Consider the following 25,466-nt stretch of genomic DNA (forward strand, 5'->3'; position numbering starts at 1 on the left):
TTCTGCGGAACTATAACACGCTGCCTAAATTCGAAGAGGTACTTACTTATTGCTACCCTTTTTGCCGAGAAATCCGCATCCTGTGGTACATAATCCATGAGTATCGCAGCTTTCACAAGATTTAGGCTTAGGTTTTGGAAGTAACCTACCCTGACGAAGAGCTTCTGCAGCAGCCTTAACATCAGTCCGAACGTCAGCGATAAAGTCGTCATCGACCGAGCGGGGTTTTGCTTTTTGATCCTCCAACTCATAAATCTCAACGTAGTCAGCCCGACGCCCAGTTAGTTCCTGATAGCCTAATGCATAAATGTGAAGCTGCGTTTCTGTTACATCCTCTGCTTGAGCGCGCTCCGAGGTTTTTAAATCAACGATAGTGACCTCATTAGTATCGAGACGGCGCACAAGATCAATCCTGCCTACTACGGACACGCCATCACCAAGGTGTAGGTCGATGGTTTTCTCTGCCAACTCGATCTTGCTAAAGGATGGTTTGTTCTTTTCTATGTAGGCTTGCAATACTTTTTGAGCACTAGCTTCAAATGTTCTCTTTAAGGACTCATACGCATAAGGTACATGAAGGTGCCGCTGTACTAATCTATTTGACTCACTTTCATCTGGTACATCACCTCGGATAGAACGAGCGTGCACTTCCGCTAGAGCATTATGCAACGATCTTCCATATCCAATGGCTTCCACAAGCGGCGGATTAAATCCATATAGGATTCGGAGCTTAAACTGGTATGGACATTCAAAAAAGTACTTTAAGTCACTGAAAGAGAGCACGACATTAGATACACCGGCTCGTGCTTCGGGAGGTAGGTGTTTTCGGGCAGAGTAATCAGGCGGGCGCCTTTTGACCCATTTGGAAGCTAATACGTTGTCCCAGAACTCTGAGGATCGTGTATAACGATTATTTTTCCCAGGGATTGGAGCCCAGGTTAGAAAAAGGAATTTTTGGCTTCTGGTCATGGCTACGTAAAACAATCGGCGCTCATCTTCAATGTCGCCTTCAAATCTAGGTTGGCCATAGACTCCCTCTTTTGGTATCAAGTGCCAAACATTACGACCACCTATTGGCGCTTGCGGAAATCGATTGCGCAATAGAGCGGGAATGAAAACTACGGGCCATTGCATACCCTTAGCTTGGTGGATGGTCATAATTCTTACAGCATCTGGATTGGCGTACTGATTATCCTGCCATCCTTCAGGATAAGCGCCTTCAGCCTGGTACTCCAAAAAGTTGGCGAAGTTCTCGTATTTCTCCTTAGGCTTAGAATGAAAATGAATTTCTTCAAAGTCGGAAATCAATTGACTAAACTTACCGAGATTATAGAAAATAATTTCGCTGCGTTTGCTACCCCCTGGTCCATCAGGCACATTCTCTTCTCTTAATTCGATATTTTCGAGAAAATCAAGGTACTGGCGCTGAAGTGAATAGAGCCCCCATCGTTTCTGTTCCGGAGTATTAAGTTCATCTTTGGCTTCTTGCAGCCTATTAATCGCCCGCTCCAATGCATCAGGATTAAGCCCGATGTTAGCGGCCAGCCAAGAATCTTGCAGAGTTTTCCTGTCGGTTCCATTTCTGTCTGCGATAAAGTGGAAAATCAACTTTGCCGCTTGTGCTTCCAGCGTATCGAAAAGGTGGTTCATTCCAACGATAATTGACGGTATGCCCGCTTCCCTAAGTGCGACAACGATAGGGTCAGCATTGTTCTTAACACTACGGAGCAGAATAGCGCAGTCTGAGTAGGAAAGACCTCGTTCTTTCAGGTCTTCCTTGAAGGCCACACCCCTTAGTTGTTTTACTGTGGCTGCAATAAACCGTGCTTCAGCATCCGGGTTATCAAACGCCAAAGCTGTAACATCACCTACCTCATACTGCTGCGCGTCAGTAGAAACCATTGCTTTGGGTAACCGTTCAGTGTTCTGACTTATGAAATCTCTAGCTGTTTCAATAATTCCTTTGCTACTTCTAAAGTTTTCTTGAAGTCGAATTTGTTGCACATTTGGGTATCGGTCGGTGAATGTGCGGATATTCGTGATATCGCTACCTCGCCATTGGTAGATGGTCTGGTCATCATCACCCACAATGCACACGAAAGCGCCTAGGTCATGAAGTAGTTTTACTATACACTCCTGGATAGGGTTGACATCCTGGTACTCATCTACAAAGACATGCTTTATCCGAGTGGCTAGCCGCTGTTGTAGCTTCTTGTCCCGAGCTATCTCGCGTACTGCCTCAACCATTATTGCTGAATAATCGAAATAACGCCTTTCTTTGAGAAGTGACTCATACAGTTTCAGTCCCTCGACAAGCGAGACCCCATGTAGTTTGTTTTCGTTTAGTCGTGCTTCTCTGAGGATGCTAAGGGCGCTAACATATAGATTGGTATCTTTATATCGCTCGAGTTGAGTTCCATTTAAGGCTGTACAAGCTGTCAAGCCACTTGCTTTGCTATGGCGATCCACAAAAAGAATTTGCTGGACATCATTTAGTACGCCGTATTTCAAATATTCGGGAACTTCAGTTGTAAGTAAGTCCAAACAGAAACCATGTATTGTCCCAACATACAACTCGGCCATGCCAGTAATGTCACCCAATTCTTCCCGGCATCTTGTGGTTATGCGATCTTTGAGTTCAGCAGCAGCCTTATCGGTGTAGGTAAAAGCAACAATATTAGCAGGAATTAGTCCTTTGGTCCTTCCGTTTTTCAGAAGGGTAGCTACACGTCGCGCAACAACTTCAGTTTTGCCGGAGCCTGCACATGCGATTAACTGTAAATTACCACTCGGATGGTTAATCGCACTGAGTTGATCAGGGGTGAAATTCATGTACGCGCCTCCCAATATCAGTTGGAGCCTTGCAGTCCGTTAGAAAAGGCAGTTTTCTTCCACTATTTGGCGCCATTGGATTCTTCCTTTGAATCATCGACGGCGTAGTAAATACGTGCCGGCCCAACCTGGCGGTGAGTAACTTCTCCAAATTCTTCAAGAACTTTTAAGACACCAGCCATATACTGGCGATTTGCCTTTAGTCTCTCCGCTAGTTCCTTGACACTTAGCCCAGGCTCTTTGGCCAGTATCCCTTTGACTTTGGTAATATAGTCAAGCTTGTCAGTCCCGTTCGTAATCATTAGCTAATATCCTTGTATTAACGTTAGTGATTGCATTATACTACTTGGCAGGATACGAATTAAAGCCCTTTTAGGTTGTGTCTAATGTTTTCTTAAGCAGAACATACGCAGCTTGAAATACGGACCTACCCACAATGGAGTGATAATGGGGAATAATAGTAATACCGTTAACATAGTACATACTCCCGTGTTATAGGTATGAGCTAGCCCTTCAAAGAACGATCTTTTTGGAGGACAATAATGGCACGACAAAAGAGAAACCTGAAGGCAATTAAGGTCAACAATAAAGGCTACGGTAACCTCGATGGCTCTGAGTTCTTCTTGACGGCGGAGCTATATGAACAACTCGAATCAAGGAAATCACGGAGTGGACAGGGTTTTTTGCAATTGCTCGAGTCAGGTATGGCTGTAAGAGGGTTTAAGCATCTTCTTGAACATATTAAGGCTAAAAGTGAGAATGCTAGTCTAATACTGACCGATGGGAAAACACAGAAAACTGGTAACGAATATTATATCAACCTGAAAGAATATTCCGACAAGGGGTATGGCCGATTTCGATCATTCTACCGACAAACGGCTCTGGACATCTCGTCGGCATACTTAAGTGAGCAATTTCCTGGCGACTTCTCTAGCCCGGACGATTCCTTGTCAGGCGGAGAGTTGAATAAAGCTGGTAAATATTTTGACCACGTACTCTCAGAACTATCTCAAAAGAAGAAACACAAGAAACAAATACTGAAGAAAACGTCCTTTATGATAAGGGACCTCCGGCAGGAAGAGAAAGCACTCAGACAAAACATAGAAGAACTCGAAGAGCTCAAACAGGAATCGAGCATCGCTTTCTACATAGAAAGGCTTGCAGAACTAAAGTCTCGGTTCGGAAAGAATTATAGAGAAACCGCAGGAAAAGACTCTTGGCAATCTTGGATTTATCGGAACAACTGGATTATGGGGATTCAGTATTTATCACCAATCGATAATCAACGCGTTGGATTCGATAATGTTCCCGACTATTTGTTCCCTACCATTGATGGATTTATCGACATTCTAGAAATTAAGCTACCGAGTCATGAGATTATTAAACCTGACCTTTCTCATCCGGGATCATATGCCTGGTCACCGGAAGCAAATAAGGCCATCGGACAGGTCGTAAACTATCTTTATGAAATGGAATTGAATCAACTCAGTCTACAAAAGAAAATCAACAGGAAGTACGCAAATCAACTCGATAAAGAGATCAACGTAATTAAGCCGAGGGCATTCATCTTAATTGGTTTGGAAGATAATTGGGATGATGACACCAAAGAAGCCTTCAGGAAATTGAATCACACTCTACACGGTATCGAGGTTATCTCTTATACAGAAATCGTCAAGCGGGGTGAATATATCATCAATCTTTATAGTGAAAATAAGAAGGGTTAAATATGACGCTCTTGCTATCTTCTGATAAATTTACCGAATTTAGAGAATACCTTAAGAAGAATGGATATACTTTCGAAGTCATCAACCTCTAATCAAATGGAAAGATTGTCTTTGGTCATGCTCATCAGCGCTTGAGAGCCTATGCCCTCTAACCCATAATAGGATAAAAGCGAATCTAAACTTTGCATTATCTATCTAGTAACAGGAGGCTTACATGCCTAACGGAACAGACCTGCAATTGTATATCCAGCGTGGCAAAGAGGAACGATACCTTGAATATAAGCGCTCCATGATATGGACTGGTAATGACACTACCAAAGTAAAGATTGCGAAGGCCATGATGGCAATGGCTAACCTGAGCAATGGCGGAGTGATAGTAGTTGGAATGCAGGAGCCCACAAGGGGAGTATGGGTGCCAGAAGTAATGACCCCTCAGCAGATAGTATCTTTCACTCAGGATGATGTAGCTCAATGGGTCAATGATTACGCCACCCCCGCCGTCCAGTTCAGCATCGAAGCATTCCCGCTTAATGGTAATCAGTTTGTAATCATTCAGGTGCAGGAATTTGATGCCGCCCCCGTTATTTGCAGAAAGCAGAAGATTACAGGGGGAGAGAATTTGGAGGCTGGGGTTATTTACTATAGGAGCAATAGAAAAATTGAGTCAGCACCCATCTCAACCGATGAAGATTTAAGAGAACTAATTAGTTTGGCAGTAGACAAAGGAACCTCCAAGCAAGTTAGTCGGCTTCGCAGTTTGGGATTAATACCTACAGAAACCACGAATCAGCGCGATACACAACAGTATGAAACTGAGAGAGGCGGCTTATGAATAACGATGAGCTTATAAAAGAAATAAAGTCGCTGGGACATTGGCGGATTGAGCTTCATTCAACTGAATATCAAGCTAAAAGATTACCAACTCGCCCCAGTATGGAGACCCTTGTATCAAAAGCAGCGGTATCACTTCGCGGTTGGCCATATCCGTACTATCAGGTTGGGGAAACAACTTATAACGGGCAGTGGCTTGAGGGAAAGGTAGAATGGGAGAACTATAGAGAATACTGGCGGCTGTATGAAAGTGGACAGTGGCTTCATTACGTTAGATTGCATGGAGCAGGAGCAGCGCGTGAAGAGGTTTTTAAGGGTATGTCGCCATTGCCTCCTCTACATGCTGGATATGTTCACGTGAGGGACTTACTTTTTACATTGACTGAGATTTTCCATTTTGCTGTGGGGCTGGCGAAGGGAGGGGCGCTAGACCCAACAGCCTTCTTATCTGTTCAGCTTCATAATACTAAAGACTATATGCTATATGAGAGCTTTGACAGATTTTTCACCCATCGGTATGTGAATCAAACGGATACGCCAATAATGTTTGAGCAGAGCCTACCTGTTGGTGAGTTATCAGCTAGCGCCGACCAAATGGCACTCAGTATGGCCACTAAGGTGTATTCAGTGTTTAACTGGATTCCGGCTGAGGCTGCAATTAGAACACTTGTTGAAGACCAGAAAAAGCTTATTGAAAGGCGATTATAGCCGATGCTTAGTAAAGCCCAAGTCAAGTTCAGAGGTCTGGTGTTTTGGACTTAAGAAATACACAATGCGAGCATCGGATCGTTTTTAAGAAATTAAATGTTCCTTCTTTAGAAATTCAAGTGTTCTCGGAACAACAAAATCTGGCACCGTATCATATTTCAATAAATCGAGAGCGAAAATGTAATCATTTTCAACGTGGAATTGCTCGTCAATATATTTCATCAAGGTGTCGTCGTCAATTTTTGGTTTCAGGTTAAGGGCTAAAAGTAGCACCCGGAATGCCTGTAGACGAAAATAGGAGTTAGGGTCGTCCGTAATAATTTTCAACAGAGCCTCTTTCGAGAAAAGGCTGGTTGAGTAAAAGGCGTAGTCGAAATCGGGAATATATTGTTTTACCAGACTTTCGCCTGCAGCAATATCTCCCTTTTCCATTTCAGAGTCGTCTTTCCTAGTCGGTTTTGGTTTACAGTGGAGGAGTGAGGACAGCAAATTATAAGCTTGTTCTTGCCCTGGCTGGTCCGGCATGTGTTCAAAGAATTTTCTGAGGCTGGTAACCCTGTGAACCTTGTTCAACTTATCATTCCTAGCATTGTCAACTAGCATTTTTGGTAAGGATCTGATGTCTGAATCGGATATCTCCAATTCGGATATCATGCCACCTTTATTTTGCAAAAAATAGGCTGACACGTATGCACCAGTGGGCTTTTCATTTATTACATAGTCAATAACAGGCTCCAAATCATGTGTAAGCATTAGAACGGTCTTGCGATAGAAGCTTCTCTTCTTGTTCTTGGAAGAGAATAATCTGCTTATGATAGCATATTTTTTATTGCTATCGAAAGAAGAGATTGGGTCGTCAAGTATTATCAGCTGAGGGTCCTGGCTCAGGGCGTAATGCATGAACAGGACTAAGGCAAAGGCGTTCTTTTCTCCCCAGCTGAGATGTAGATTGATGTCCTCAACTTCGAATGAGAGGCGATCTCTGGTGACGTAGCTCAACGTGGTCTTGGACGAGTTCTCAGCTTCATCCTGTAAATCGAATTTGTAGTTGATATCTGCTGTGGACAGAAAGTCGTTAATGTCCTTAATCGCTTGCTCTTTGGCGGTTCCTATAAGGCCTTTGAGCTCGCCGATTTCTTTCTTGAGCGTTTCGGTTTCGGTAATTACCGAGTCTATTCTCGTATTAATGAAGGCTATGAGGCCTTGGACTTTCTTGTTGTTGAAGATTTGGAGATGTGAAATGTCTACCCTCAATTCCTTTAGTTGTGCATCAAGGTGAGGAATGTCCTCGCGTTTGATTTGGAAAGAGCCAAACTTTTGTACGTCGGAGATTTCTTCAACGAGAAACTTCAGCTCATTGTAGAAGTTCTTGAGCCATAGCCGAATTTCGCGTTCGTTTTTTGTTTGCCTTATGCAGTCGTACAGAGTATCTTTCTTCGCTGGGTCCATCAAGTCTCTGACAGCGTCGAAATTAGAAACCATGTCGATGATGTTCTTAACGTTGGACTTGGTGTAGGAAGAGGTAAAGGTTTTCTTCTTGGCTTGGTAGTCACCCTCTAAATCAGAACTACAAAATGGGCATATACCATTGGCGTCGTATTTGGCACCATCGTTCTTCCACCCGACCCAATCTGGAGTATAATCCTTCTGCATCAGAGGTTGGAATCTCTGGAGCTCTTTCGGGAGAGTGAAAATACTGCCAGAATCCGTGATGCTCTTCAAGGTTCCTCGATTCTGCAATTCTCCATCTTTGGTTGTCGAGAATTTTGAGAGAACCATCTTCCCGGTGGAAACAAGTTGCTGTAGTTCTTCGTTATTAGCGATGTCAAGGTGAATCTTCTTGAGCCTTTCGTCTACAGCTTTTTGTCGTCCCTCATACTCGGGTGTTTTAATAAAGACTTCGAAGGCGTTCCGGATTACCTCACTTTCTTGGAAGACGAAGCTCCTTACGAAATCTTCGTTAAAGAGTAATACTTTGTTGATAGGCTCGGAAAGCGTGCATGTTGGTTCGAAGGTGCCCCCAAAACACTTCAAAGGAGAGAGGTCTTCTTGTCTCGACCGAAGCTCAATGGCAGAGGCAATAGTTGATTTACCGGTTCCGTTCATGGCATAACGGATATTTAAGTGATTTTTCCGTATTTGAATAGTGGAGGAAAGGATGTTATTGCAGTTGCAGACTTCAGCTTTTATCACTTATTCCTCCTTGAGCACTTTGAGTACCGGACCTAGCTTTACAAAGATATATCTTTCTTGTAGTCTTCGTCTGAGTAATTCTATAAAACAAATGTTAACTCAAACGTCCTGGTTCTGTCTATCGTCAAGTACCGCCAGCTAAGGGGACTCGAACTGCTGCATTTATTTGTACCCATTCTTTGACAACATGGTTTCCAGTTGAGCCTTTTGTTGTTGAGAGCTTAATGCCAGTAACGATCTGAGTTTCCTCTCGGTTATTATTGGATATCTAATAGGATCGCCCAATAAACAAATCACGTCAATGACTTCGGGTGATAACTGCAAGAGGTTCAAAATCTGCGTCACTCTGGCTCTAGAGACTTTAAAATGGCGTGCCAGGGCAGCAGGTGAGGCATATACACCATCGGCTAAAGCCCTACGCCACTCTTTCGCAAGGCAAATAGGGTTTCGGTACTGACGCTTGCCGATTTTGATGAGATTATGGTTAAATGGGACGATTGGCATCTCGAAGACAGCCCGAAAAGTTCTGTGTATTGACCCATTCGGGGAGCCAAAGTATATAAAACCGCCCTGTGTGGGCGGTTTTTTTATTTATTTTTCCGCTATTGACGCTTAGACAAAAGCGGAATATTATTCGGCTGTATTTCAGGAGGCCGTCATGTCTGCAAAGAAAGTTATCATTATCGGTGCGGGTCTGGCCGGACTTTCTGCCGGTTGTTATTCCCGTATGAATGGTTATGATACCTGTATTTATGAACATCATTCTGAGCCGGGTGGGGTTGCGGCTACCTGGCGGCGGGGTGAATACCTGATTGACGGCGGTATTCACTTTATGATGGGGTATAAGAACGGCACTGATTTATTTAATATTTACCGCCAGCTTGGGGTGGCAGACCCTGCCAATTTTGTTCCGGCAAAATCATACGGCAGTTTTATCGATATTGAACAGGGCCGGCAATTGGATATACCTCTCAATATTTCAGAACTGGCTTTAGATATGAAAATGCTTTCTCCTGCCGACACCCCGTTGATAGATGATTTGGCAACTGCAGTAGGTGCTTTCTCCTGCAAAGATTTAACCACTTACGGGCAAATAAATCCGCCTGAACTCACTTCCGGATTAGACAGGCTTACCACTATCTGGAAAATGCGTGGTCTATTTAAATATATGTCTGGCAAATACACACGAAGTATGGAAGAATATACTTCGGGAATGCAAAACCGCTGGCTGGCTGATTGTCTGAATAATCTGTTTACTCCCCAGTCCCCTGTCTGGTTTGTAATCATGTTGTTAGCTATTGCCGGTGATGGGCAAATAAGCTATCTCTCAAAAGGCTGTAAAGATTTTGTACTCCAGATAGAAAAACGTTATAAAGATCTGAATGGAGAAATAATCTACTCCACGACAGTAGAGCAAATATTGGTTAACAATGACTGCGCAATCGGGGTCAGACTGACTGACGGGACTGAAGATTTTGCCGATTATATAATTTCGGCCGGGGATATTCATAATACTGTTTTTCACCTGCTTGACGGCAAATATATCGGTAAAAAGCTTCAGAATAAATTTGATACCTATGAACTCAGCCCCCCGTATTTTGCGGCCAGTTTCGGTGTAAAACATACTTTTGAAAATGAAAATGTTTTCAATACCATTGTTCTAAAACAGCCGCTGCGTATTGGGAAACGGGAAATCCATCAAATATTTGTCCGTATATTTAACTACAGCAATCATTTTGCTCCTGAAGGCAAGAGTGTCATTCAGGCCGAGTTTGAAACGGATTGGGATTACTGGGATAACCTTTGGCAGACAGACAAGGAAAAATACACTGCTGAAAAAGAACGGCTGGCATCAGAAATATTGACCCATCTGGAGATGCTCTATTTTGGCTTATCCCAACTGGTAGAGGTTACGGATATAGCTACTCCCTGCACTCTGAATCGTTATACGTTAAATTATAAAGGTGCACCTGAGGGTTGGAGGATTAACCTTCAAAATTTCAAGGAAGAAACACGACGGACTTTAGAGGGGCTTTCAAACCTCTATCTGGCGGGGCATTGGGTATCAGGGGGTGTTCCGGGGGTAATTCTTTCCGGGCGTCAGGCTGTGCAGCTTATATGTGCCAAAGAAAAAAAGCCTTTTTTTACACGGACTACTTAAATATTCACCATATTAAAAATATTAAAAACGGTGACTATCACTGTACCAGCCAGCAATGCACCGGCTGTTACCTGCCCCATGGTATGTTCTTTCAGATAAACTCTGGCCCAAGCCATCATTGGTACCAGTAGCATGAAACCTAAAGCGCTATAGCCGTAAAGCATCAAGGCTATGCTGGAGAAAGCGCTGGCAAATGCGGTGTGAACGCTTATTTTCCAAAAGAAATTTACTATCATAAAAAGCACACTGGAAACAAAACCGGCAAACAAAGCGGCAATAAGTTTATCCGGTGCGCCAATAAATATCAGTACAATCAGGGCGGCGCCCACCATTACCGAGCCTAAAACATATAAAATATGGCGCTGCTCACGTGGGTTTGAAAAAACCGACTGCAATTTGCCTTTTTTGACCATATTCAAAATAACCAGAAATATCGGCAGCATGCACAAAACTATAAATATAAATGACCACCTGATGGCTTCCCACAAGTTTTCGGTGGAGTCTTTAGCCAGCAGGAAAACGAACAGTATACTTAGTGTGAGCGGATTGAAAATATCGGAGATGTAGTTTGCCAGTTTGGTTTTCAAGTCACCTTCCCAGTATATAAAACCTTCATTCCCATATTAGCATAAACTGTTATCCAGCACTAATAAGTTTCGGATATGTTTCCCTCACTCTTGCGGCAGTGCGTATATTGCGGGTATTATGAATGGTATTTATATCTAAGAAATCAGGCAGTATCAAGCTTTAGGTACTTGGCAGTGAAGACTTTTAAATCCTGCCGTTAACTAGAAAGGGATACATTATGACTGAAACTGCTATCAGCTTGCGGGATATTTCTTTCAATTATAAACACATCAAAGCTTTGGATGGTTTGAGTTTGGAGATTCCCTGCGGTATAAGCTTCGGGATAATGGGGCCTAACGGGGCAGGCAAAACCACTCTTATTCGGATAATGGTGGGGCTTCTCCGCCAAAAAAGCGGATATCTTGCCATACTGGGCAAAGAGTTCAGCCGCCAGCTGGAATATCAGCTGGGGTACATGCCCCAGATACATTCCCTGTATACCGAACTGACAGTCAGCCAGAATATAGACTTTTTTGCCTGTATCTACGGGCTACGGGATAAAACACTGCGTAAAGCCCGTATAGAAGAAGTAATCAGGCTGGTAGACCTCTGGGATAGACGGAACGATGCTGTGATGAACCTTTCCGGTGGCATGAAACAGAGGGTAAGTCTGGCTTGTGCCATTGTCCATAATCCTCCGGTAATATTTCTGGATGAACCTACCGTGGGGCTTGACCCTGAACTGCGCTGCCGTTTTTGGGAGTATTTTAAAAATTTAAACCAAAAAGGTGTGACTATTATAATTTCCAGCCATACTCTTGATGATGCCGCCCACTGTGACCGTCTGGCGTTTCTGCGTGAAGGCAAAGTAATTGCCGAAGGTACTCCGCCAGAATTAAAGGCGGCTACGGGTAAAGCTGATGCCAGTCTGGAAGATGCCTTTTTGTATTCCATCCGCACAGGAGGTGCTCTCAGCCATGAATAATATACTGGCTATTGCCCAGAGGCTTATCCGCCAGTTGCTCCATGACCGGCGGACTATGGCGCTGATAATAGTAGTTCCGGTGGTGGTTATGGGGCTTATAGGTATCAGCTTCCCTGATGCAACAGTGCTTGATTATATTGCCCCGGCCATGCTGGCCACTTTAGCCCTGTTTTTCAGCTTCCTGCTGACCGGCATTTCATTCCTTAGGGAGACATCTCAGGGTACTATGGAAAGGCTTATGGCTGCACCTGTTTCCCGTCTGGACATAGTTGCCGGTTATCTTTTGGGTTTTTTCGTGTTTGCCTTGCTCCAGACACTTATCATTGTTCTTTTCACCATCTACGTGCTGGGAGTCAACTTTCAGGGTGAACTCTGGCAGATTCTGCTCTTTCAGGTGTTTATTATTACCGGGGCGGTTACCCTGGGCATTTTCACCAGCAGTTTTGCCAAAAATGAATTTCAAATGGTTCAGTTTATCCCTCTTATTATTGTTCCCCAGGTGTTTTTGTGCGGTGTCATCTGGCCTGTTTCCCAGATGCCGGAGTGGCTTCAGTATCTGTCAAATATATTGCCGCTGACTTATGGTGTGGATGGCATGCGTGAAATAATGCTTCAGGGTAAAAATCTGACTGAATTAGGGTTTCAGTGTGGCGTTTTGATACTGTTTGCGGTTATTACTACTGTTTTGGCAACACTTACCGTACCCAAACGCCGCTAAAGCAAAACAGGCAGGCAAATTCTTGCTCTGCAAATTGCATATCCGCCGCTTTACTGGTAACATTTAATATGTACTTAGCATAGATACAGGGGTATTTAAATGGATTCAGAAATTCTGCTTGAGGTTAAGGATCTCCATGTTGAGGTAGATGGTCGTGAAATACTCCACGGAGTTGACCTGATACTACCCGCAGGAGAGACCCATGTTATCTTTGGGCCTAACGGCAGCGGTAAAACCACCCTGCTGATGACACTCATGGGTTTTCCCCGTTACAAAATAACTAAAGGACAGCTCATATTTAACGGCAAAGATATTACCCATGTTCCGCTTGATGAGCGTGCCCGTTTGGGCATTGGCATCAGTTTTCAGCGTCCGCCGGTGGTACGCGGGGTAAAACTGAGGGAAATGGTTCGAAGTTCTCTTCGTACTAAAGAGGATTCAGGCGTAATTGACGAGCTTGCCAAAAAAGCAAACATGATAAATTTTCTGGAGAGAGATGTAAACCACGGTTTTTCCGGCGGTGAAATCAAACGTTCCGAGTTGCTACAGCTACTGGCGCAGGGTCCAGATATGGTGTTGCTTGATGAACCGGAATCAGGGGTTGATTTGGAAAATATCGCCCTTATCGGCAGCCTTATAAACGATTTGTTAGAGAAAAAGCACCCTATCCGCGAACGCAAACGCGGTGGTTTGGTAATAACCCATACCGGGCATATTTTGGATTATGTAAACGCCCGTACCGGTTATGTGCTCTGTCACGGGCGCATAAATTGCACCGGGGATCCGCGGGATATGCTTGAAACCATCAAGCAGAACGGTTATCAGGAGTGTGTAGAATGTCCCCGAAAGATCTAAGGCCTAATCTGGCTGATAAAGCCGGTGCTGCTATAAATAAAAAGCCCGCTATTGGTGATGATATACTTCTGGAAAAATTCACCGATAATACGGAAGCTCATAAATATGTAAGCAAGCCATCTGAGCTTGCCGCTGAAGATAAAGCCCGCATGCTTGAGTCAGGTGTAGTACTGGATGACCTGAAAGAACGGAGCGGAACATATATCCAGATGGATAACCGCCCGGTTCATTTTTCAGCTCAGCAAGATGGCATAGAGATTATGTCAACCAGTGAAGCCGCTCTGAAGTATGATTGGTTGAAAGATTACTGGTGGAAAGCGGTATCTGTAGATGCAGATAAATATACTGCTCACGTTGAGCTTAATAAGGCGGATGGCTATTTTATACGGGCACTTCCCGGCGTAAAAACTGAATTCCCCGTACAATCCTGTATGTATATGGCAAAAAACCAGTCCATCCAGAATGTCCACAATATTATCATTGCCGAAGAAGGTTCCGAGCTGCATATTATTACCGGTTGTACTTCCGCTCACCGCACTGAGACCGGTCTGCATCTGGGTGTGACCGAGTTTTTTATAAAAAAGGGCGCTAAAGTAACCTTTACCATGATACATACCTGGTCACCGGATATAGCAGTTCGCCCGCGTACCGGTGCTATAGTGGAAGAAAACGGCGTTTTTCTGAGCAACTACGTTATCATGAAGACTGTTAAAAACCTGCAGTCATATCCGGTAGCTTACCTGAATGGCGAAAATGCAGTTGCCCGCTTTAATAGTGTTATGGTTTGCCCACCCGGCTCTAAAATGGATGTCGGTTCGCGGGTTTTCCTGAATGCCAAGCATACCCGGACCGAGCTTATTACCCGTGCCCTCACCACCGGCGGAGAAATCATTTCCCGCGGGTATATTGAAGGGAAAGTGCCGGATTGCAAGGGACACCTGGAATGCCGCGGCCTTATTTTGGGTGACAATGGCATTATTTATGCTATACCTGAGCTGATGGGAAAGGTGTCCGGGGTGGATTTATCCCATGAAGCGGCGGTTGGTAAGATAGCCGAAGAAGAAGTCGAGTACTTGATGGCCAGGGGCTTGAACAAAGATGAAGCTACAGCTGCTATCGTACGCGGCTTTTTAAATGTAGATGTAGAGGGTTTGCCTCCCCTGCTCAAGGAAGAAATGGACAAAGCTATTAAACTGGGCGACCAGGAAGGCATGTAAGAATAAAATTACATTTGTGACAGATTTAAGCCCTCTGGAAACAGAGGGCTTATTAGTATAATTGGTGTTAATACAGATAATAAAAGCTGTCTTTATTCAGCAAATTCACTTCAAATCCGAAAAGTTCTGAAAAATTGGCCTCAGTCATTATTTCGGTTTTTACTCCATCCCGAAAAATACTGCCATCTTTCAGCATAACTACTCTGTTTATTTCCGGTATTATATCGGTAAGGTTATGGGTCACCAGTATTATCTGGGTATCCATATTTGAAATTTTGCTGAGTAGCATACGCAACTGGTGGGCAGATTTCATATCAAGGTTGGTAGTTGGTTCGTCCAGGAGCAGGCTTTGGGGGTTATTTACCAGTGCTCTGGCAATAACTACTCTTCGGGCTTCCCCGCTGGAAATTTCATCTGTCAGTCTTTTGGCTAGATGGTCTATTTCCAGCATATGCATTATATCTTTGGCATAAGTTTCCATCTGCGGGCTGACCAGATTTGCATCATGAAGATAAGATGAACCAAAATAACCGCTTAACACCGCTTCTTTGCAGGTCTGGCTGATATCTTGGCTTAAAATTTCGGCGGATACTATTCCCAACTGGCTTCGCAGCGAAAACACATCCCAGTTCTCCTGCCCGAGTATACGCAGGCTTGAACCATGTGGGTCAAATATCGGGTACAGTTCGCGGGTTATGGTCTTAATCAGACTGGATTTACCCGCCCCATTCGGGCCGAGTATTGCCAGATTCTGCCCTCTATTGATAACCATGTTTATGTTTTTCAGGCACAGGCGCTCACCGCGCATAAGGCTGATATTTTTAAACTCTATAAGAGGGGGCAAATCCCTTTTGGTCATAATAATATCCTTTTGCATTACCTGTTAATATCCGGAAATAGAAAAGCGGTCAATATCCTGCATGACCGCTTGGGAAACGTGATAAAGTGAGCCGAGGAGGACTCGAACCTCCAACCAATTGATTAAGAGTCAATTGCTCTGCCAATTGAGCTATCGGCCCACGTTTAAAGCATCCATATTTTAACACTATAGGCAGTTTGTGACAAATAACTGCTGGCTGTTTTTGAAAAGAACGTTCAGCATTATAGTACAAATAAGCTGAAATGCCAAATGCCTAAACGCCGTTCATGCCGGCGGCGGTTTTGGCTATATCCCATGCATAATCATATATATGCATACCCTTGCTCATGGCGATAATCTCACCGTCCTCCACCCCTATTTCGGCAGCCATGTATTCCTTCAGCATCTGGATAGCGGCCAGATTAGACGGGAAACCTGCCCATAAATCCCACGAGCGGAAATATATAATAAAATGGAGTTTCCCATAACGCACTCTGGTATCTATACTGCGGAGGCAGGGAGGGTCTTCCAAATCCAGTGTTTCGGGGTTGCCTACAGTCATAAATGCCTGATTAGTATTGAAGCCTGTTTCCTTGTACATTTTGATGACTTTGGCAATCTGGGCTTCAAGATACTGGCCATAGGTATATTGCTCACCTTCCGCCCGGTGGGCAGTCATAAGATACGGCAGGTAGTTATCTATGTATTCCATAGTGGAGGGTGCAGGTACACCGGGCGGAACATCAGGTATAAGGGGGCGGTTACCGGGGTTTTTAATATGGACAGTTATCATATCCAGTTCTTTGCGTTTTTGTCCTGAATAACTGCCACGTTCAATAGTGTACTCATAACCGTCTGTAAGTACCTGCCTCAGGCACAAAAACCATGCTTCAGAGAGATCTCTGGCTTCCACTGAGGTAATTTTCATCAGTCTTCCCCTTATTTTTTCTTAAACAGGGCAAAAAAACGATCCTGATATTCGTTAAAAAGCTCCCAACGTTCCAATTCATCTTTCAATTCTTTCGGGTCAGCTTCATCACGAAGTGTTTTAGAAAACAGTTCTTCAATATAAAAACGGGCATCACTGGGTACACCATCAGTACCTATTCCCAGCCGTCCCTGGCTGCCCAAATCTGACAGATTGCCTTGCAGCGAATGACGGGTAAGATCGTAGATGAATTTTAACAGAGATACATCCCAAAGGGTATCTTCCCCTTGGATTATGGTGGTTAGTTTGGTTTTATCTTTATCCAGTTGTTGGCTTATATTCTGAGCTACGGTGTGCAATTCCCCCGGTACAATATTCAGCCCCTTGGATTCATTTTTATAGGCATACATTAGCCCGGGTGCCTGAGAGCCATAACGGTCAACCAGCAGGCTGAAATAGCGTTTGGCTTCGTCAGAGAAGCCTTCAAGTCGGGTCAGGTAATACGGGGTGACTATCCGCGGCTGCTGAACTATCACTTTCCCTTCTCTAATTACCGTTTCCATCTGTGAAGACGTGTCGTCTTCTGCAACAGGATAAGACGGCGTAGTCAGCAGATAATAATCTATATTGGTAATACCGAATGTTGCCAGCCGCTGTTTTGGCGGCCGGAGTATCCGTGTATTTGCCACAGCTTTAAAAATCAGAGAATCATCCACCCTAATAAACCCCTACTTTATCTGTGAAAGTGCTTGTTTCATTTGAGCCAGAGATTCTATATACCTTGCCTCAAATTCATTTTTCCGTTTCCGCCATTCTTCCTGAAAACGGGGGTGCTTCTCTATGTCATTTGACAGACCCGGAGGCATTTCCATCCCCTGTTGCATAGCCTTTTGCAGGTATTGTGAATATTGCTGCTTTAGTTGGTCATAAGCGCTGCGGCGCTGTTTTTCACCCTGGTCAGTATAATGTGCCATGATTTGTTTTATCTGGCTGATAATTGTTTCTGCGTTTGCCTGATCTTCCTTGATGCCCTTTATACCTTCCATTGCCTTGCTAGCGGTATTGGCCGCGGCTTCATTTTCAGGCAGAGTAATGAGGGGCAAAAGATGGTTTTCTATGCCTTTTCCCACATACTCACGTGGTTTCCCTTGGTATTGTTGAAGTTCATCTTTGAGGTTAATATTCCCTTTTAGATAGGCGGTGGCCAGCTTTTCCCCGGCAGGCAGGTACTTCCAACGGGCTTTCTCATCCTCGGTAACTTCTTCAATATCCTTAAGCTTTTCCATGGCGATTTCAAAAGCAGACTTAATTTCGCCCATATTCACTCCGATTTCATTTATTCGCCTCTATTATACTAAATGACGGTTAAAGCTGAAAGAAATTTACGCTCACAAATGGCTAAAATGTTATAATAAATAGCGATGTTTTCCGGATACAAGCTGATTCAGCATACTGCCGATACGGGCATTCTCGCTCAAGGGGCAAATTTGAGTGATGCCTTCGCGTTTATGGCCAGTGGCCTTTTCAATCTTATTACAGATACCTCTACCCTGAAACAGGATAAAACTGTATCAATAAGCTTTGATGCTGACAATTATGAAAATCTGCTGGTTAAGTGGCTGAATGAACTTATATATATATTTGACACTCAAAGATTGGTGTTTTGCCGTTTTGAAGTAGCGGTGAGTTCTGCTTTTAAGCTTACCGCTATCTGTTTTGGTCAGAAAGTTACTGCGGATATCCCTTTACATCATTATGTAAAGGGCGCTACTTATCACTTGCTTAAAGTTAAAAAGATTACCGGAGGGTACAAGCTTCAAGTGTTATTGGATATCTAGGAGGCAGTTATGACCAGCCCGTGGCAGGGAATACTAAAAAAAATAGATGATTACCGTTGGGAAATTCCTCAAAACTACAAAGTAGGTATGAAAGTGCCCGGTCTGGTATATGCCAGTGAGCATATGCTTAACCAAATATGGGAGGAGCATGCTATAGAGCAGATTGCCAATGTAGCTTTCTTGCCTGGCATTACCGGCAAGTCTATGGCGATGCCTGATATACACTGGGGGTATGGATTTCCTATTGGAGGGGTGGCTGCTACCCGAATAAGTGATGGAGTAATCTCACCGGGTGGTGTAGGTTTTGATATAAACTGCGGAACCCGCCTTTTGAGGACGAACCTGTGCGTGGAAGAAGTGCAGCCAAAGATAAACGAACTTTTAAATGGACTTTTTGACAAAATACCCTCCGGTGTGGGTACTGGCGGTAATATAAAACTAAGCCTGACCGATATTGATAATGTAATGACCCGCGGTGGGAGCTGGGCTTTGGAAAAAGGTATGGGCGAAGCCGAAGATGTTAAACTGACGGAAGAATCCGGCAGCTTGTCCGGTGCGAACCCTGACGAAGTTTCCATTAAAGCCAAGACCAGAGGTTCTTCCCAGCTGGGTACACTGGGTTCAGGCAACCACTTTTTGGAAGTGCAGGTTGTAGATGAAATATTTGACACTGAAGTGGCAGATGTATTTGGAGTTCAGCAAACAGGGCAAGTGCTTTTTCTTATCCACACCGGTTCGCGGGGTTTGGGACATCAGGTATGCACTGATTACGTACAGCTGTTAAACGAGATGTCTAAAAAGTATGGCATAAATTTACCTGACCGTCAGCTGGCCTGTGCCCCGTTAAAATCAGAAGATGGTCAGGATTATCTGGCAGCGATGGCATGTGCCGCTAATTATGCTTGGGCTAACCGCCAGTGCATTACCCAGTGGGCACGTGAAGTATTTATGAAAATATTTGAAAAAGGCCCGCGTGATTTAGGTATGAGCCAGATATACGATGTAGCCCATAATATTGCCAAGATAGAGGAACATACGGTAGACGGTAAAATTCAAAATGTGTGTGTCCATCGCAAAGGTGCTACCCGCTCTTTCCCTGCCGGGCGGCCTGAAATACCAGCTGTTTACCGAAAAGTAGGGCAGCCTGTTATAATACCCGGTGATATGGGGAGATACTCTTATGTAGCGGTAGGTACCGAGACTGCCATGCATGAAACATTCGGATCTACCTGCCATGGTGCCGGCAGGATACTAAGCCGGGGTGCAGCCAAAAAAACTGCGTCCGGTGCCCAGCTTATAGATACCCTTAAGACTCAGGGGATAAGTATAAGGGTAGGAGATATTGGCAGTTTGGTGGAAGAAGCATCCGAGGCCTACAAAGATGTGGCTGATGTGGTGGAAGTGACTCACAAAGCTGGTATTGCCCGGAACATATTTAAAACCAGACCGTTGGGAGTAATAAAAGGATAAATGACTGATATTATAAAATTAGCCCTGCCCGCTGTGCGGGGGAAAATGACACTTGAAGAGGCTATAAACAAACGGCGTTCGGTAAGATCCTTTTCAAGCCGCGGGCTGACTATGGAGATGTTATCCCAATTATTATGGGCGTCAAACGGCATTACCGATATCGTAGATAAATTGCGTTCTACTCCCAGTGCCGGGGCAATTTATCCGCTGGACCTTTATATCATCGTTGGGAACAAAGGAATAGAAGCTTTGGAAGCCGGTGTATACCGGTATAACCCTGAGCGGCACGGTATTCATCTGCAAGTGAATGGTGATTTCCGCAAGCAACTGGCAGAGGGGTGTTTTAAGCAGAATTTTGTGGCAGATGCACCCTTTTCACTGGTTATCTGTTATCGGCCGGAAGAGCTTATAAAAAGATATGGCACCTGTGCTGATAAGTATGCCTATTTTGAAGTGGGACATGTGGCTCAAAACTTTAGTTTGGAATGTGTGGCTTTGGGTTTAGGAAGTGTAGTAATAGGTGCTTTTGCCGAAGAAATTATATGCAAATCTATGAATCTAAGCGGGCACCCCAAACCCCTGTATATAATTGCGGCGGGTTTCCCCGCCGCCAAATAAGTTTACTGTTTCTTGCAGTTTTTACATTTCTTGGTAATCAGCCAGTATTCAAAGCTGTCTGACAAAGCTAGCCAGCTGGCTTCGATGATATTTGGGCTGGCACCTACCGTATGCCAGGTACTTTCACCATCAGTAGATTCAATCAGCACCCTCACCAAAGCATCTGTACCGCTGGTCTGCTCCAGTATACGCACCTTGTAGTCTGAAAGATGGACGGAAGAAAGCTCAGGGTAAAACTGGCAAAGACCCTTACGCAAAGCAGCATCAAGTGCGTTTATGGGGCCATTGCCTTCGGCTACCGTATGCATAACTTCGCCGTCTACCCTCACTTTTACTATACCTTCGGCCATCATTTCGTCTTGGCTGCGCATAGCTGAGGGGCGGCGCTGTTTTTCCACTACTACCATGAAGTCTATAAGCTCAAACGGGGCTGCATAACCCATTTGGGTGCGGTTTACCAGCAAATCAAAAGAAGCCTCTGCATTTTCATACTGAAAACCCAGGCTTTCCATTCTCTTGACCTGCTGAAGCAGGTCTTTGACTTCTTTTGAGTCAGGCGTCAGATTTATGCCAATAGCTTTTGCTCTTTGGACAATATTTGACCTGCCTGCAAGTTCCGATACCAGCAGACGCTGATGGTTACCCACCAGTTCCGGTTCTATATGCTGATAGCTGCCTGACCATTTGCTGAGGCCGCTGACATGCAGGCCTGCTTTGTGGGAAAAGGCGCTGGCACCCACATACGGCAAAAACGGTTCGGAAACCAGATTTGCCAGTTCGCTTATATAATGGGAAGTTTCAGTTAGTAGTTTCAGTTGGCTGTCGGTTATGCAGTCTATACTCATTTTTAACTTCAAGATAGGTATGATGGAACATAAATTAGCATTGCCGCACCGTTCGCCAAAACCGTTTATCGTACCCTGAATCTGGCTGGCACCGGCTTTGAGAGCGGCTATGCTGTTAGCTACGGCCATTTCTGTATCATTATGAGAGTGAATACCTACGCAAATATTTACCGACTTGGTTACCGCTTCTACGGCTTTGGCTATTTCTTCGGGCAGACTGCCTCCATTGGTATCGCAAAGCACCACGCCCTCAGCTCCGGCCTTTTCCGCCGCCTGCAAAACCTGTATGGAATATTCGGGGTTGTCTTTGTAGCCGTCAAAAAAGTGTTCAGCATCCAGAAATACCTTTATGCATTTTGAACGCAGGTATTCAATGGAATCAGTAATCATGGACAGATTTTCTTCCAGAGTGGTTTCCAGCACTTGGGTCACCTGTCTGGCTGAACTCTTACCGACTAATGTAACATATTCCGTACCTGCCTCAACCAGTTGCTTCAGAGTTGCATCTGCTTCGGCTTTAACTTTGGGGCGGCGGGTAGACCCAAAAGCAACCATTTTGGCATTTTTCAGTTTAAGTGACCGTGCTTGAGTAAAAAACTCGCTGTCTTTGGGGTTTGAGCCCGGCCAGCCGCCCTCAATATAGTGTATACCCAGTTCATCCAGTTTTTGGGCAATCTTAAGCTTGTCCGCTACCGTAAAGGAAATTCCTTCACGCTGAGAACCGTCTCTTAGAGTAGTATCGTATAATTTTACCTGCACAGGAGTTTAGCCTCCTATCGTTTTAGCTATCTGGCTGCCCATCTCGGCTGTACCGAGCTTGGTGTTGCCCTTTTTAAATATATCTATCGTAGCATAACCAGCCGCTAGAACCTTGTCAACCGCCGCCTCGATTTCAGCAGCTTCGGCCTCCAGCCCGCAGGAATAGCGAAGCATCATGGCTATGCTTAAAATGGTGGCAATGGGGTTGGCAATATTTTGTTTAGCAATAGTGGGTGCACTGCCGTGAATAGGTTCGTAAAGGCCGAAAGTTTTAGTGCCTTTTGCCGGTATGCCTGCCAAAGAGGCAGAGGGCAGCATGCCCATAGATCCTGCTAGCATGGAGGCTTCGTCTGTTAAAATATCGCCAAACATATTTTCAGTCACAATAACATCAAAATATGTGGGTGCAAGTATCAATTTCATGGCACAGGCATCAACCAGTATATGTTCCACTGTTACATCAGGATAATCTTTTGCTAGTTCTATAACTACCTGCCGCCACAAGCGTGAAGACAGCAGCACATTGGCTTTGTCTACGCTGACCAGTTTCTTTTTGCGGCTTCGTGCCAATTCAAAGCCAACACGCACAATTCGTTCAATCTCCTTTTCGGAGTAGGTCATGCTGTCAGTAGCTTTGCGGATGCCCGAAGGTGTAGTCCAGCGTTTTTTCGGCTTGGCAAAATAAACACCACCCGTCAATTCTCGTATAAATATAAAGTCAGTGCTTTTTATTATTTCGGCTTTTACGGGAGCGGAATTTATCAGCGAAGGAGCCACCTTGACCGGGCGGATATTGGCAAAAAGACCAAGGCCGCGTCTTAAGGCCAGCAAACCGTCTTCAGGGTGAACCGGCAATTTGGGGTCATCAAAGCGGGGGTCACCTACGGCTGCCAGTAAAACGGCATCAGACTTTTTGCACATGGCCAGCGTTGTCGGACTGAGTGCCACCCCCTCTTTGTCTATGCAGCAGCCGCCAATAAGACCGTACTGATATTCAAAAGTATGTTTGTATTTTTTGGCAACAGCATTAAGCACCTTTAGGCCTTCGGCCATAACTTCCGGGCCTATGCCGTCACCGGGCAGAACTGTCAGTTTGAAATCCAACTAAACACCTCTTCCGCAAAGTTTTTCACGGGTATATTCTATAAGACCGCCGGCCTTTATAAGGCGGGACATAAACTCAGGATAGGGTTTGGCGGCAAAGCTTTCACCTGTAGTCAGGTCTTTGATAACGCCGCTTTCCAAATCTATTTCCAGTTCATCGCCACTGTTTATTTTTTCGGCTGCTTCCGCACTTTCAAGCAATGGCAGGCCTATGTTTATAGCGTTGCGGAAAAATATACGGGCAAAACTGGAGGCTATAACCGCCGAAACCCCCGAAGCTTTTATGGAAATAGGAGCATGCTCACGTGACGAACCGCAGCCGAAATTGGTGGTGGCTACGATAAAATCACCCGGCTTAACCTTTTTTACAAAGTCCAAATCTATATCTTCCATACAGTGTTCGGCCAATGCCTTGGGTTCAGATACGTTTAAATAACGGGCAGGAATAATGGCATCCGTATCAACATTTTCACCGTATTTATGTACAAATCCTTTTAACATCTTTTCTCCTAGCTGAATAAAGCCTGTTTTAAACAAGAGCTTCTTCGTATCCCTCTGACAGGGTTAACTATTTAAATTTCATCGGGATGGGCAATGTACCCCTTGATGGCAGTAGCGGTGGCAACTGCCGGCCCGGCCAGATATACTTCGCTCTTGGGGCTGCCCATACGCCCTACAAAATTGCGGTTAGTGGTTGCCAGACAGCGTTCACCGGCGGCCAAAATACCCATATGCCCGCCGAGGCAAGGACCGCAGGTGGGAGTGGAAACCGCAACCCCGGCATTGATAAAGGTTTCAATATAGCCGGCCTTCAGGGCGTCCAGATAGACCTGCTGCGAACCGGGTATAACAATAGTCCGCAAATCAGGGTTAACTTTATTCCCTTCAAGTAACTTGGCAGATATGGCCAAGTCTTCCAGCCTGCCGTTAGTGCATGAGCCGATGATAACCTGGTCAACCTTTATTTTACCAATCTGGCTGATGGGACGGGCATTTGCCGGTGAATGCGGCAGTGATACCTGCGGCTCAAGTTTGGAAATATCAAAATTATATGTTTTGGCATAAGATGCATCAGCATCATTATCATAAACCGTGTACTGGCGTTTGGCTCTGGGGGTTACATATTCCAGGGTTTTTTCGTCAACCCTGAAAAGTCCTGCCTTGCCGCCAGCCTCTATGGCCATATTTGACATGGTAAAGCGGTTTTCCATGGATAGGGCATCAATAGCCTCTCCGCAGAAATACATGGCAGAGTACAAAGCCCCGTCTACCCCTATTTGCCCTATGGTGTACAAAATCAGGTCTTTGCCGCCAATCCATTTAGGCAGCTTGCCCGAATAGTTAAATTTAATGGTGAGGGGGACTTTCATCCAAACCTCACCGGTTGCCATGGCGGCGGCTATATCTGTTGAGCCCATGCCGGTAGTAAAAGCGCCAAGTGCCCCGTAAGTGCAGGTGTGCGAATCAGCGCCTACCACAATATCCCCCGGCAGTACCAGACCCTGCTCGTGCAGGATTACGTGCTCAACGCCCATTTTGCCGCATTCGAAAAAGAGTATCCCCTGCTCACGGGCAAATTCACGCACCATTTTTACCTGTTCGGCAGATGCAATGTCTTTGTTGGGTACAAAATGGTCAGGCACAAAAACTATCTTATTGGGATCAAACACCTTGCTGACCCCAATCTTTTTAAATTCTTTAACGGCTATAGGTGCGGTAATGTCATTAGCCAGTACCAGGTCTACCTTGGCATTTATAAAATCACCCGGGCTGACCTGTGTTTTACCGCTGTGGGCGGCCAGTATTTTTTCAACTAAGTTCATCATAACCTCTCCAAGAATATCTAACGGAATTTTACCCGGTCAATAAGTAATATAAGCAGTATCACACCGGTACTGACGGCGGATAAAAAGTACATACCTGCACCCACCGCCAATCCTATGCCGGCAACAGCCCAGATAGTGGCGGCAGTGGTTAACCCCTCAACATGTCCCTCTGACTGGCGGAGTATAGCCCCCGCTCCCAGAAAGCCCACCCCGGTAACTATCCCGGCAGCTATCCGGCTGATATCCGTTTCTGAAAAACCATATATAGATACCAGCGTTATCAGGCAGGAACCCACGCAGATAAGAGTATTGGTGCGCAGCCCGGCTGCCTTGCCCGAGCGTTCCCGTTCATAACCAATAGCACCGCCCAGTACCACGGCCAGCAGAATGCGAAACAGCATTTCCACTTCTATCGGCATGGCATGTCG

24 protein-coding genes and 1 tRNA gene are annotated in these 25,466 nt (G+C 44.9%); 11 read left to right on the forward strand and 14 right to left on the reverse strand.

Going from position 1 to position 25,466, the window contains the following annotated elements:
- Positions 1 to 42 precede the first annotated feature (42 nt).
- Positions 43 to 2,832 (reverse strand): ATP-dependent helicase, encoded by a 2,790-nt coding sequence (locus ASJ33_RS04255; RefSeq protein ID WP_072555655.1) that lies wholly within the window; start codon positions 2,830 to 2,832, stop codon positions 43 to 45.
- 62 nt (positions 2,833 to 2,894) lie between these two features.
- Complete coding sequence (locus ASJ33_RS04260; RefSeq protein WP_072555657.1) at positions 2,895 to 3,134, reverse strand: hypothetical protein; 240 nt, start codon at positions 3,132 to 3,134, stop codon at positions 2,895 to 2,897.
- Between the two features lie 240 nt (positions 3,135 to 3,374).
- On the opposite strand from ASJ33_RS04260, the gene ASJ33_RS04265 reads away from it, so the two are divergent.
- The 3 genes from ASJ33_RS04265 to ASJ33_RS04275 all read left to right on the forward strand — a co-directional run bounded on the left by ASJ33_RS04265 (position 3,375) and on the right by ASJ33_RS04275 (position 6,095).
- Positions 3,375 to 4,556, forward strand: coding sequence for a Shedu anti-phage system protein SduA domain-containing protein (locus ASJ33_RS04265; protein WP_072555659.1), 1,182 nt, complete (start codon positions 3,375 to 3,377; stop codon positions 4,554 to 4,556).
- A gap of 214 nt (positions 4,557 to 4,770) precedes the next feature.
- On the forward strand, positions 4,771 to 5,388 hold the full coding sequence (locus ASJ33_RS04270; RefSeq protein ID WP_072555661.1) for a helix-turn-helix domain-containing protein: 618 nt from the start codon (positions 4,771 to 4,773) through the stop codon (positions 5,386 to 5,388).
- Positions 5,385 to 6,095, forward strand: a complete 711-nt coding sequence (locus ASJ33_RS04275) for a hypothetical protein (RefSeq protein WP_072555663.1) — start codon at positions 5,385 to 5,387, stop codon at positions 6,093 to 6,095. The genes ASJ33_RS04270 and ASJ33_RS04275 overlap by 4 nt, the downstream gene beginning before the upstream one ends.
- Before the next feature lie 84 nt (positions 6,096 to 6,179).
- On the opposite strand, the gene ASJ33_RS04280 is transcribed toward ASJ33_RS04275, so the two are convergent.
- The gene (locus ASJ33_RS04280; RefSeq protein WP_072555665.1) at positions 6,180 to 8,288 is read right to left on the reverse strand and encodes an AAA family ATPase; all 2,109 of its coding nucleotides are present in this window, start codon (positions 8,286 to 8,288) and stop codon (positions 6,180 to 6,182) included.
- Between the two features lie 658 nt (positions 8,289 to 8,946).
- Between ASJ33_RS04280 and ASJ33_RS04290 the strand changes: the two genes are divergently transcribed.
- Complete coding sequence (locus ASJ33_RS04290; protein WP_041330862.1) at positions 8,947 to 10,449, forward strand: phytoene desaturase family protein; 1,503 nt, start codon at positions 8,947 to 8,949, stop codon at positions 10,447 to 10,449.
- On the opposite strand, the gene ASJ33_RS04295 is transcribed toward ASJ33_RS04290, so the two are convergent.
- A complete protein-coding gene (locus tag ASJ33_RS04295) occupies positions 10,446 to 11,036 on the reverse strand; it encodes a PAP2 family protein (RefSeq protein ID WP_023652283.1) in 591 nt (196 codons plus the stop codon). The two genes, ASJ33_RS04290 and ASJ33_RS04295, sit on opposite strands and share 4 nt — an antisense overlap.
- 218 nt (positions 11,037 to 11,254) lie before the next feature.
- Here ASJ33_RS04295 and ASJ33_RS04300 point away from each other — a divergent pair, with 218 nt between their 5' ends.
- The 4 genes from ASJ33_RS04300 (at position 11,255) to ASJ33_RS04315 (ending at position 14,791) form a co-directional block, all read left to right on the forward strand.
- Complete coding sequence (locus ASJ33_RS04300; RefSeq protein ID WP_023652284.1) at positions 11,255 to 12,001, forward strand: ABC transporter ATP-binding protein; 747 nt, start codon at positions 11,255 to 11,257, stop codon at positions 11,999 to 12,001.
- On the forward strand, positions 11,994 to 12,719 hold the full coding sequence (locus tag ASJ33_RS04305; protein WP_041330867.1) for an ABC transporter permease: 726 nt from the start codon (positions 11,994 to 11,996) through the stop codon (positions 12,717 to 12,719). The genes ASJ33_RS04300 and ASJ33_RS04305 overlap by 8 nt, the downstream gene beginning before the upstream one ends.
- Positions 12,720 to 12,818: 99 nt before the next feature.
- Positions 12,819 to 13,574, forward strand: coding sequence for an ABC transporter ATP-binding protein (locus ASJ33_RS04310; RefSeq protein WP_012882010.1), 756 nt, complete (start codon positions 12,819 to 12,821; stop codon positions 13,572 to 13,574).
- Positions 13,556 to 14,791, forward strand: coding sequence for a SufB/SufD family protein (locus tag ASJ33_RS04315; RefSeq protein ID WP_023652286.1), 1,236 nt, complete (start codon positions 13,556 to 13,558; stop codon positions 14,789 to 14,791). Before ASJ33_RS04310 ends, ASJ33_RS04315 begins: the two co-directional genes overlap by 19 nt.
- A 67-nt stretch (positions 14,792 to 14,858) precedes the next feature.
- Here the strand turns inward: ASJ33_RS04315 and ASJ33_RS04320 are convergent, their stop codons facing one another.
- The 5 genes from ASJ33_RS04320 to ASJ33_RS04340 all read right to left on the reverse strand — a co-directional run bounded on the left by ASJ33_RS04320 (position 14,859) and on the right by ASJ33_RS04340 (position 17,897).
- Positions 14,859 to 15,650 carry an ABC transporter ATP-binding protein gene (locus ASJ33_RS04320; protein ID WP_023652287.1) on the reverse strand — a complete coding sequence of 264 codons (792 nt, stop codon included), beginning with the start codon at positions 15,648 to 15,650 and terminating at the stop codon, positions 14,859 to 14,861.
- A gap of 87 nt (positions 15,651 to 15,737) precedes the next feature.
- Positions 15,738 to 15,810 (reverse strand) — tRNA-Lys (locus ASJ33_RS04325).
- A gap of 114 nt (positions 15,811 to 15,924) precedes the next feature.
- On the reverse strand, positions 15,925 to 16,578 hold the full coding sequence (locus ASJ33_RS04330) for a thymidylate synthase (protein WP_012882013.1): 654 nt from the start codon (positions 16,576 to 16,578) through the stop codon (positions 15,925 to 15,927).
- An 11-nt stretch (positions 16,579 to 16,589) separates the two neighbouring features.
- Positions 16,590 to 17,294, reverse strand: coding sequence for a hypothetical protein (locus ASJ33_RS04335; RefSeq protein ID WP_023652288.1), 705 nt, complete (start codon positions 17,292 to 17,294; stop codon positions 16,590 to 16,592).
- A gap of 12 nt (positions 17,295 to 17,306) precedes the next feature.
- A complete protein-coding gene (locus ASJ33_RS04340; RefSeq protein WP_023652289.1) occupies positions 17,307 to 17,897 on the reverse strand; it encodes a hypothetical protein in 591 nt (196 codons plus the stop codon).
- Positions 17,898 to 18,065: 168 nt separating this feature from the next.
- Between ASJ33_RS04340 and ASJ33_RS04345 the strand changes: the two genes are divergently transcribed.
- The 3 genes from ASJ33_RS04345 to ASJ33_RS04355 are packed head-to-tail and all read left to right on the forward strand — an operon-like array spanning position 18,066 to position 20,504.
- Positions 18,066 to 18,416: an archease gene (locus ASJ33_RS04345; RefSeq protein WP_236886573.1), complete on the forward strand. Its 351-nt coding sequence runs from the start codon at positions 18,066 to 18,068 to the stop codon at positions 18,414 to 18,416.
- A 9-nt stretch (positions 18,417 to 18,425) separates the two neighbouring features.
- Positions 18,426 to 19,886: an RtcB family protein gene (locus ASJ33_RS04350; RefSeq protein ID WP_023652291.1), complete on the forward strand. Its 1,461-nt coding sequence runs from the start codon at positions 18,426 to 18,428 to the stop codon at positions 19,884 to 19,886.
- Positions 19,887 to 20,504 carry a SagB/ThcOx family dehydrogenase gene (locus ASJ33_RS04355; protein WP_023652292.1) on the forward strand — a complete coding sequence of 206 codons (618 nt, stop codon included), beginning with the start codon at positions 19,887 to 19,889 and terminating at the stop codon, positions 20,502 to 20,504.
- A 2-nt stretch (positions 20,505 to 20,506) separates the two neighbouring features.
- Here the strand turns inward: ASJ33_RS04355 and cimA are convergent, their stop codons facing one another.
- The 5 genes from cimA to ASJ33_RS04380 all read right to left on the reverse strand — a co-directional run bounded on the left by cimA (position 20,507) and on the right by ASJ33_RS04380 (position 25,457).
- Entirely contained in the window at positions 20,507 to 22,108 is a 1,602-nt protein-coding gene (cimA, locus tag ASJ33_RS04360; RefSeq protein ID WP_023652293.1) for a citramalate synthase, read from the reverse strand.
- 6 nt (positions 22,109 to 22,114) lie between these two features.
- Entirely contained in the window at positions 22,115 to 23,212 is a 1,098-nt protein-coding gene (gene leuB, locus ASJ33_RS04365) for a 3-isopropylmalate dehydrogenase (RefSeq protein WP_041330870.1), read from the reverse strand.
- Positions 23,213 to 23,713 carry a 3-isopropylmalate dehydratase small subunit gene (gene leuD, locus ASJ33_RS04370; RefSeq protein WP_012882021.1) on the reverse strand — a complete coding sequence of 167 codons (501 nt, stop codon included), beginning with the start codon at positions 23,711 to 23,713 and terminating at the stop codon, positions 23,213 to 23,215. It abuts the gene before it with no gap.
- Positions 23,714 to 23,784: 71 nt separating this feature from the next.
- A complete protein-coding gene (gene leuC / locus ASJ33_RS04375) occupies positions 23,785 to 25,038 on the reverse strand; it encodes a 3-isopropylmalate dehydratase large subunit (protein WP_041330873.1) in 1,254 nt (417 codons plus the stop codon).
- A 17-nt stretch (positions 25,039 to 25,055) separates the two neighbouring features.
- On the reverse strand, positions 25,056 to 25,457 hold the full coding sequence (locus tag ASJ33_RS04380; protein ID WP_041330876.1) for an MgtC/SapB family protein: 402 nt from the start codon (positions 25,455 to 25,457) through the stop codon (positions 25,056 to 25,058).
- Between the last annotated feature and the right edge of the window lie 9 nt (positions 25,458 to 25,466).

It is taken from the genome of Dehalococcoides mccartyi, from assembly GCF_001889305.1.
Classification (GTDB): domain Bacteria; phylum Chloroflexota; class Dehalococcoidia; order Dehalococcoidales; family Dehalococcoidaceae; genus Dehalococcoides; species Dehalococcoides mccartyi_A.

Excerpts from the sequence above, each read along its gene's own strand:
- ASJ33_RS04255 (WP_072555655.1), bottom strand. The coding sequence starts at position 2,832 with ATGAATTTCACCCCTGATCAACTCAGTGCGATTAACCATCCGAGTGGT.
- ASJ33_RS04260 (WP_072555657.1), bottom strand. The coding sequence starts at position 3,134 with ATGATTACGAACGGGACTGACAAGCTTGACTATATTACCAAAGTCAAA.
- ASJ33_RS04265 (WP_072555659.1), top strand. The coding sequence starts at position 3,375 with ATGGCACGACAAAAGAGAAACCTGAAGGCAATTAAGGTCAACAATAAA.
- ASJ33_RS04270 (WP_072555661.1), top strand. The coding sequence starts at position 4,771 with ATGCCTAACGGAACAGACCTGCAATTGTATATCCAGCGTGGCAAAGAG.
- ASJ33_RS04275 (WP_072555663.1), top strand. The coding sequence starts at position 5,385 with ATGAATAACGATGAGCTTATAAAAGAAATAAAGTCGCTGGGACATTGG.
- ASJ33_RS04290 (WP_041330862.1), top strand. The coding sequence starts at position 8,947 with ATGTCTGCAAAGAAAGTTATCATTATCGGTGCGGGTCTGGCCGGACTT.
- ASJ33_RS04300 (WP_023652284.1), top strand. The coding sequence starts at position 11,255 with ATGACTGAAACTGCTATCAGCTTGCGGGATATTTCTTTCAATTATAAA.
- ASJ33_RS04305 (WP_041330867.1), top strand. The coding sequence starts at position 11,994 with ATGAATAATATACTGGCTATTGCCCAGAGGCTTATCCGCCAGTTGCTC.
- ASJ33_RS04310 (WP_012882010.1), top strand. The coding sequence starts at position 12,819 with ATGGATTCAGAAATTCTGCTTGAGGTTAAGGATCTCCATGTTGAGGTA.
- ASJ33_RS04315 (WP_023652286.1), top strand. The coding sequence starts at position 13,556 with ATGTCCCCGAAAGATCTAAGGCCTAATCTGGCTGATAAAGCCGGTGCT.
- ASJ33_RS04320 (WP_023652287.1), bottom strand. The coding sequence starts at position 15,650 with ATGACCAAAAGGGATTTGCCCCCTCTTATAGAGTTTAAAAATATCAGC.
- ASJ33_RS04330 (WP_012882013.1), bottom strand. The coding sequence starts at position 16,578 with ATGAAAATTACCTCAGTGGAAGCCAGAGATCTCTCTGAAGCATGGTTT.
- ASJ33_RS04340 (WP_023652289.1), bottom strand. The coding sequence starts at position 17,897 with ATGGGCGAAATTAAGTCTGCTTTTGAAATCGCCATGGAAAAGCTTAAG.
- ASJ33_RS04350 (WP_023652291.1), top strand. The coding sequence starts at position 18,426 with ATGACCAGCCCGTGGCAGGGAATACTAAAAAAAATAGATGATTACCGT.
- ASJ33_RS04355 (WP_023652292.1), top strand. The coding sequence starts at position 19,887 with ATGACTGATATTATAAAATTAGCCCTGCCCGCTGTGCGGGGGAAAATG.
- leuD (WP_012882021.1), bottom strand. The coding sequence starts at position 23,713 with ATGTTAAAAGGATTTGTACATAAATACGGTGAAAATGTTGATACGGAT.
- leuC (WP_041330873.1), bottom strand. The coding sequence starts at position 25,038 with ATGATGAACTTAGTTGAAAAAATACTGGCCGCCCACAGCGGTAAAACA.
- ASJ33_RS04380 (WP_041330876.1), bottom strand. The coding sequence starts at position 25,457 with ATGCCGATAGAAGTGGAAATGCTGTTTCGCATTCTGCTGGCCGTGGTA.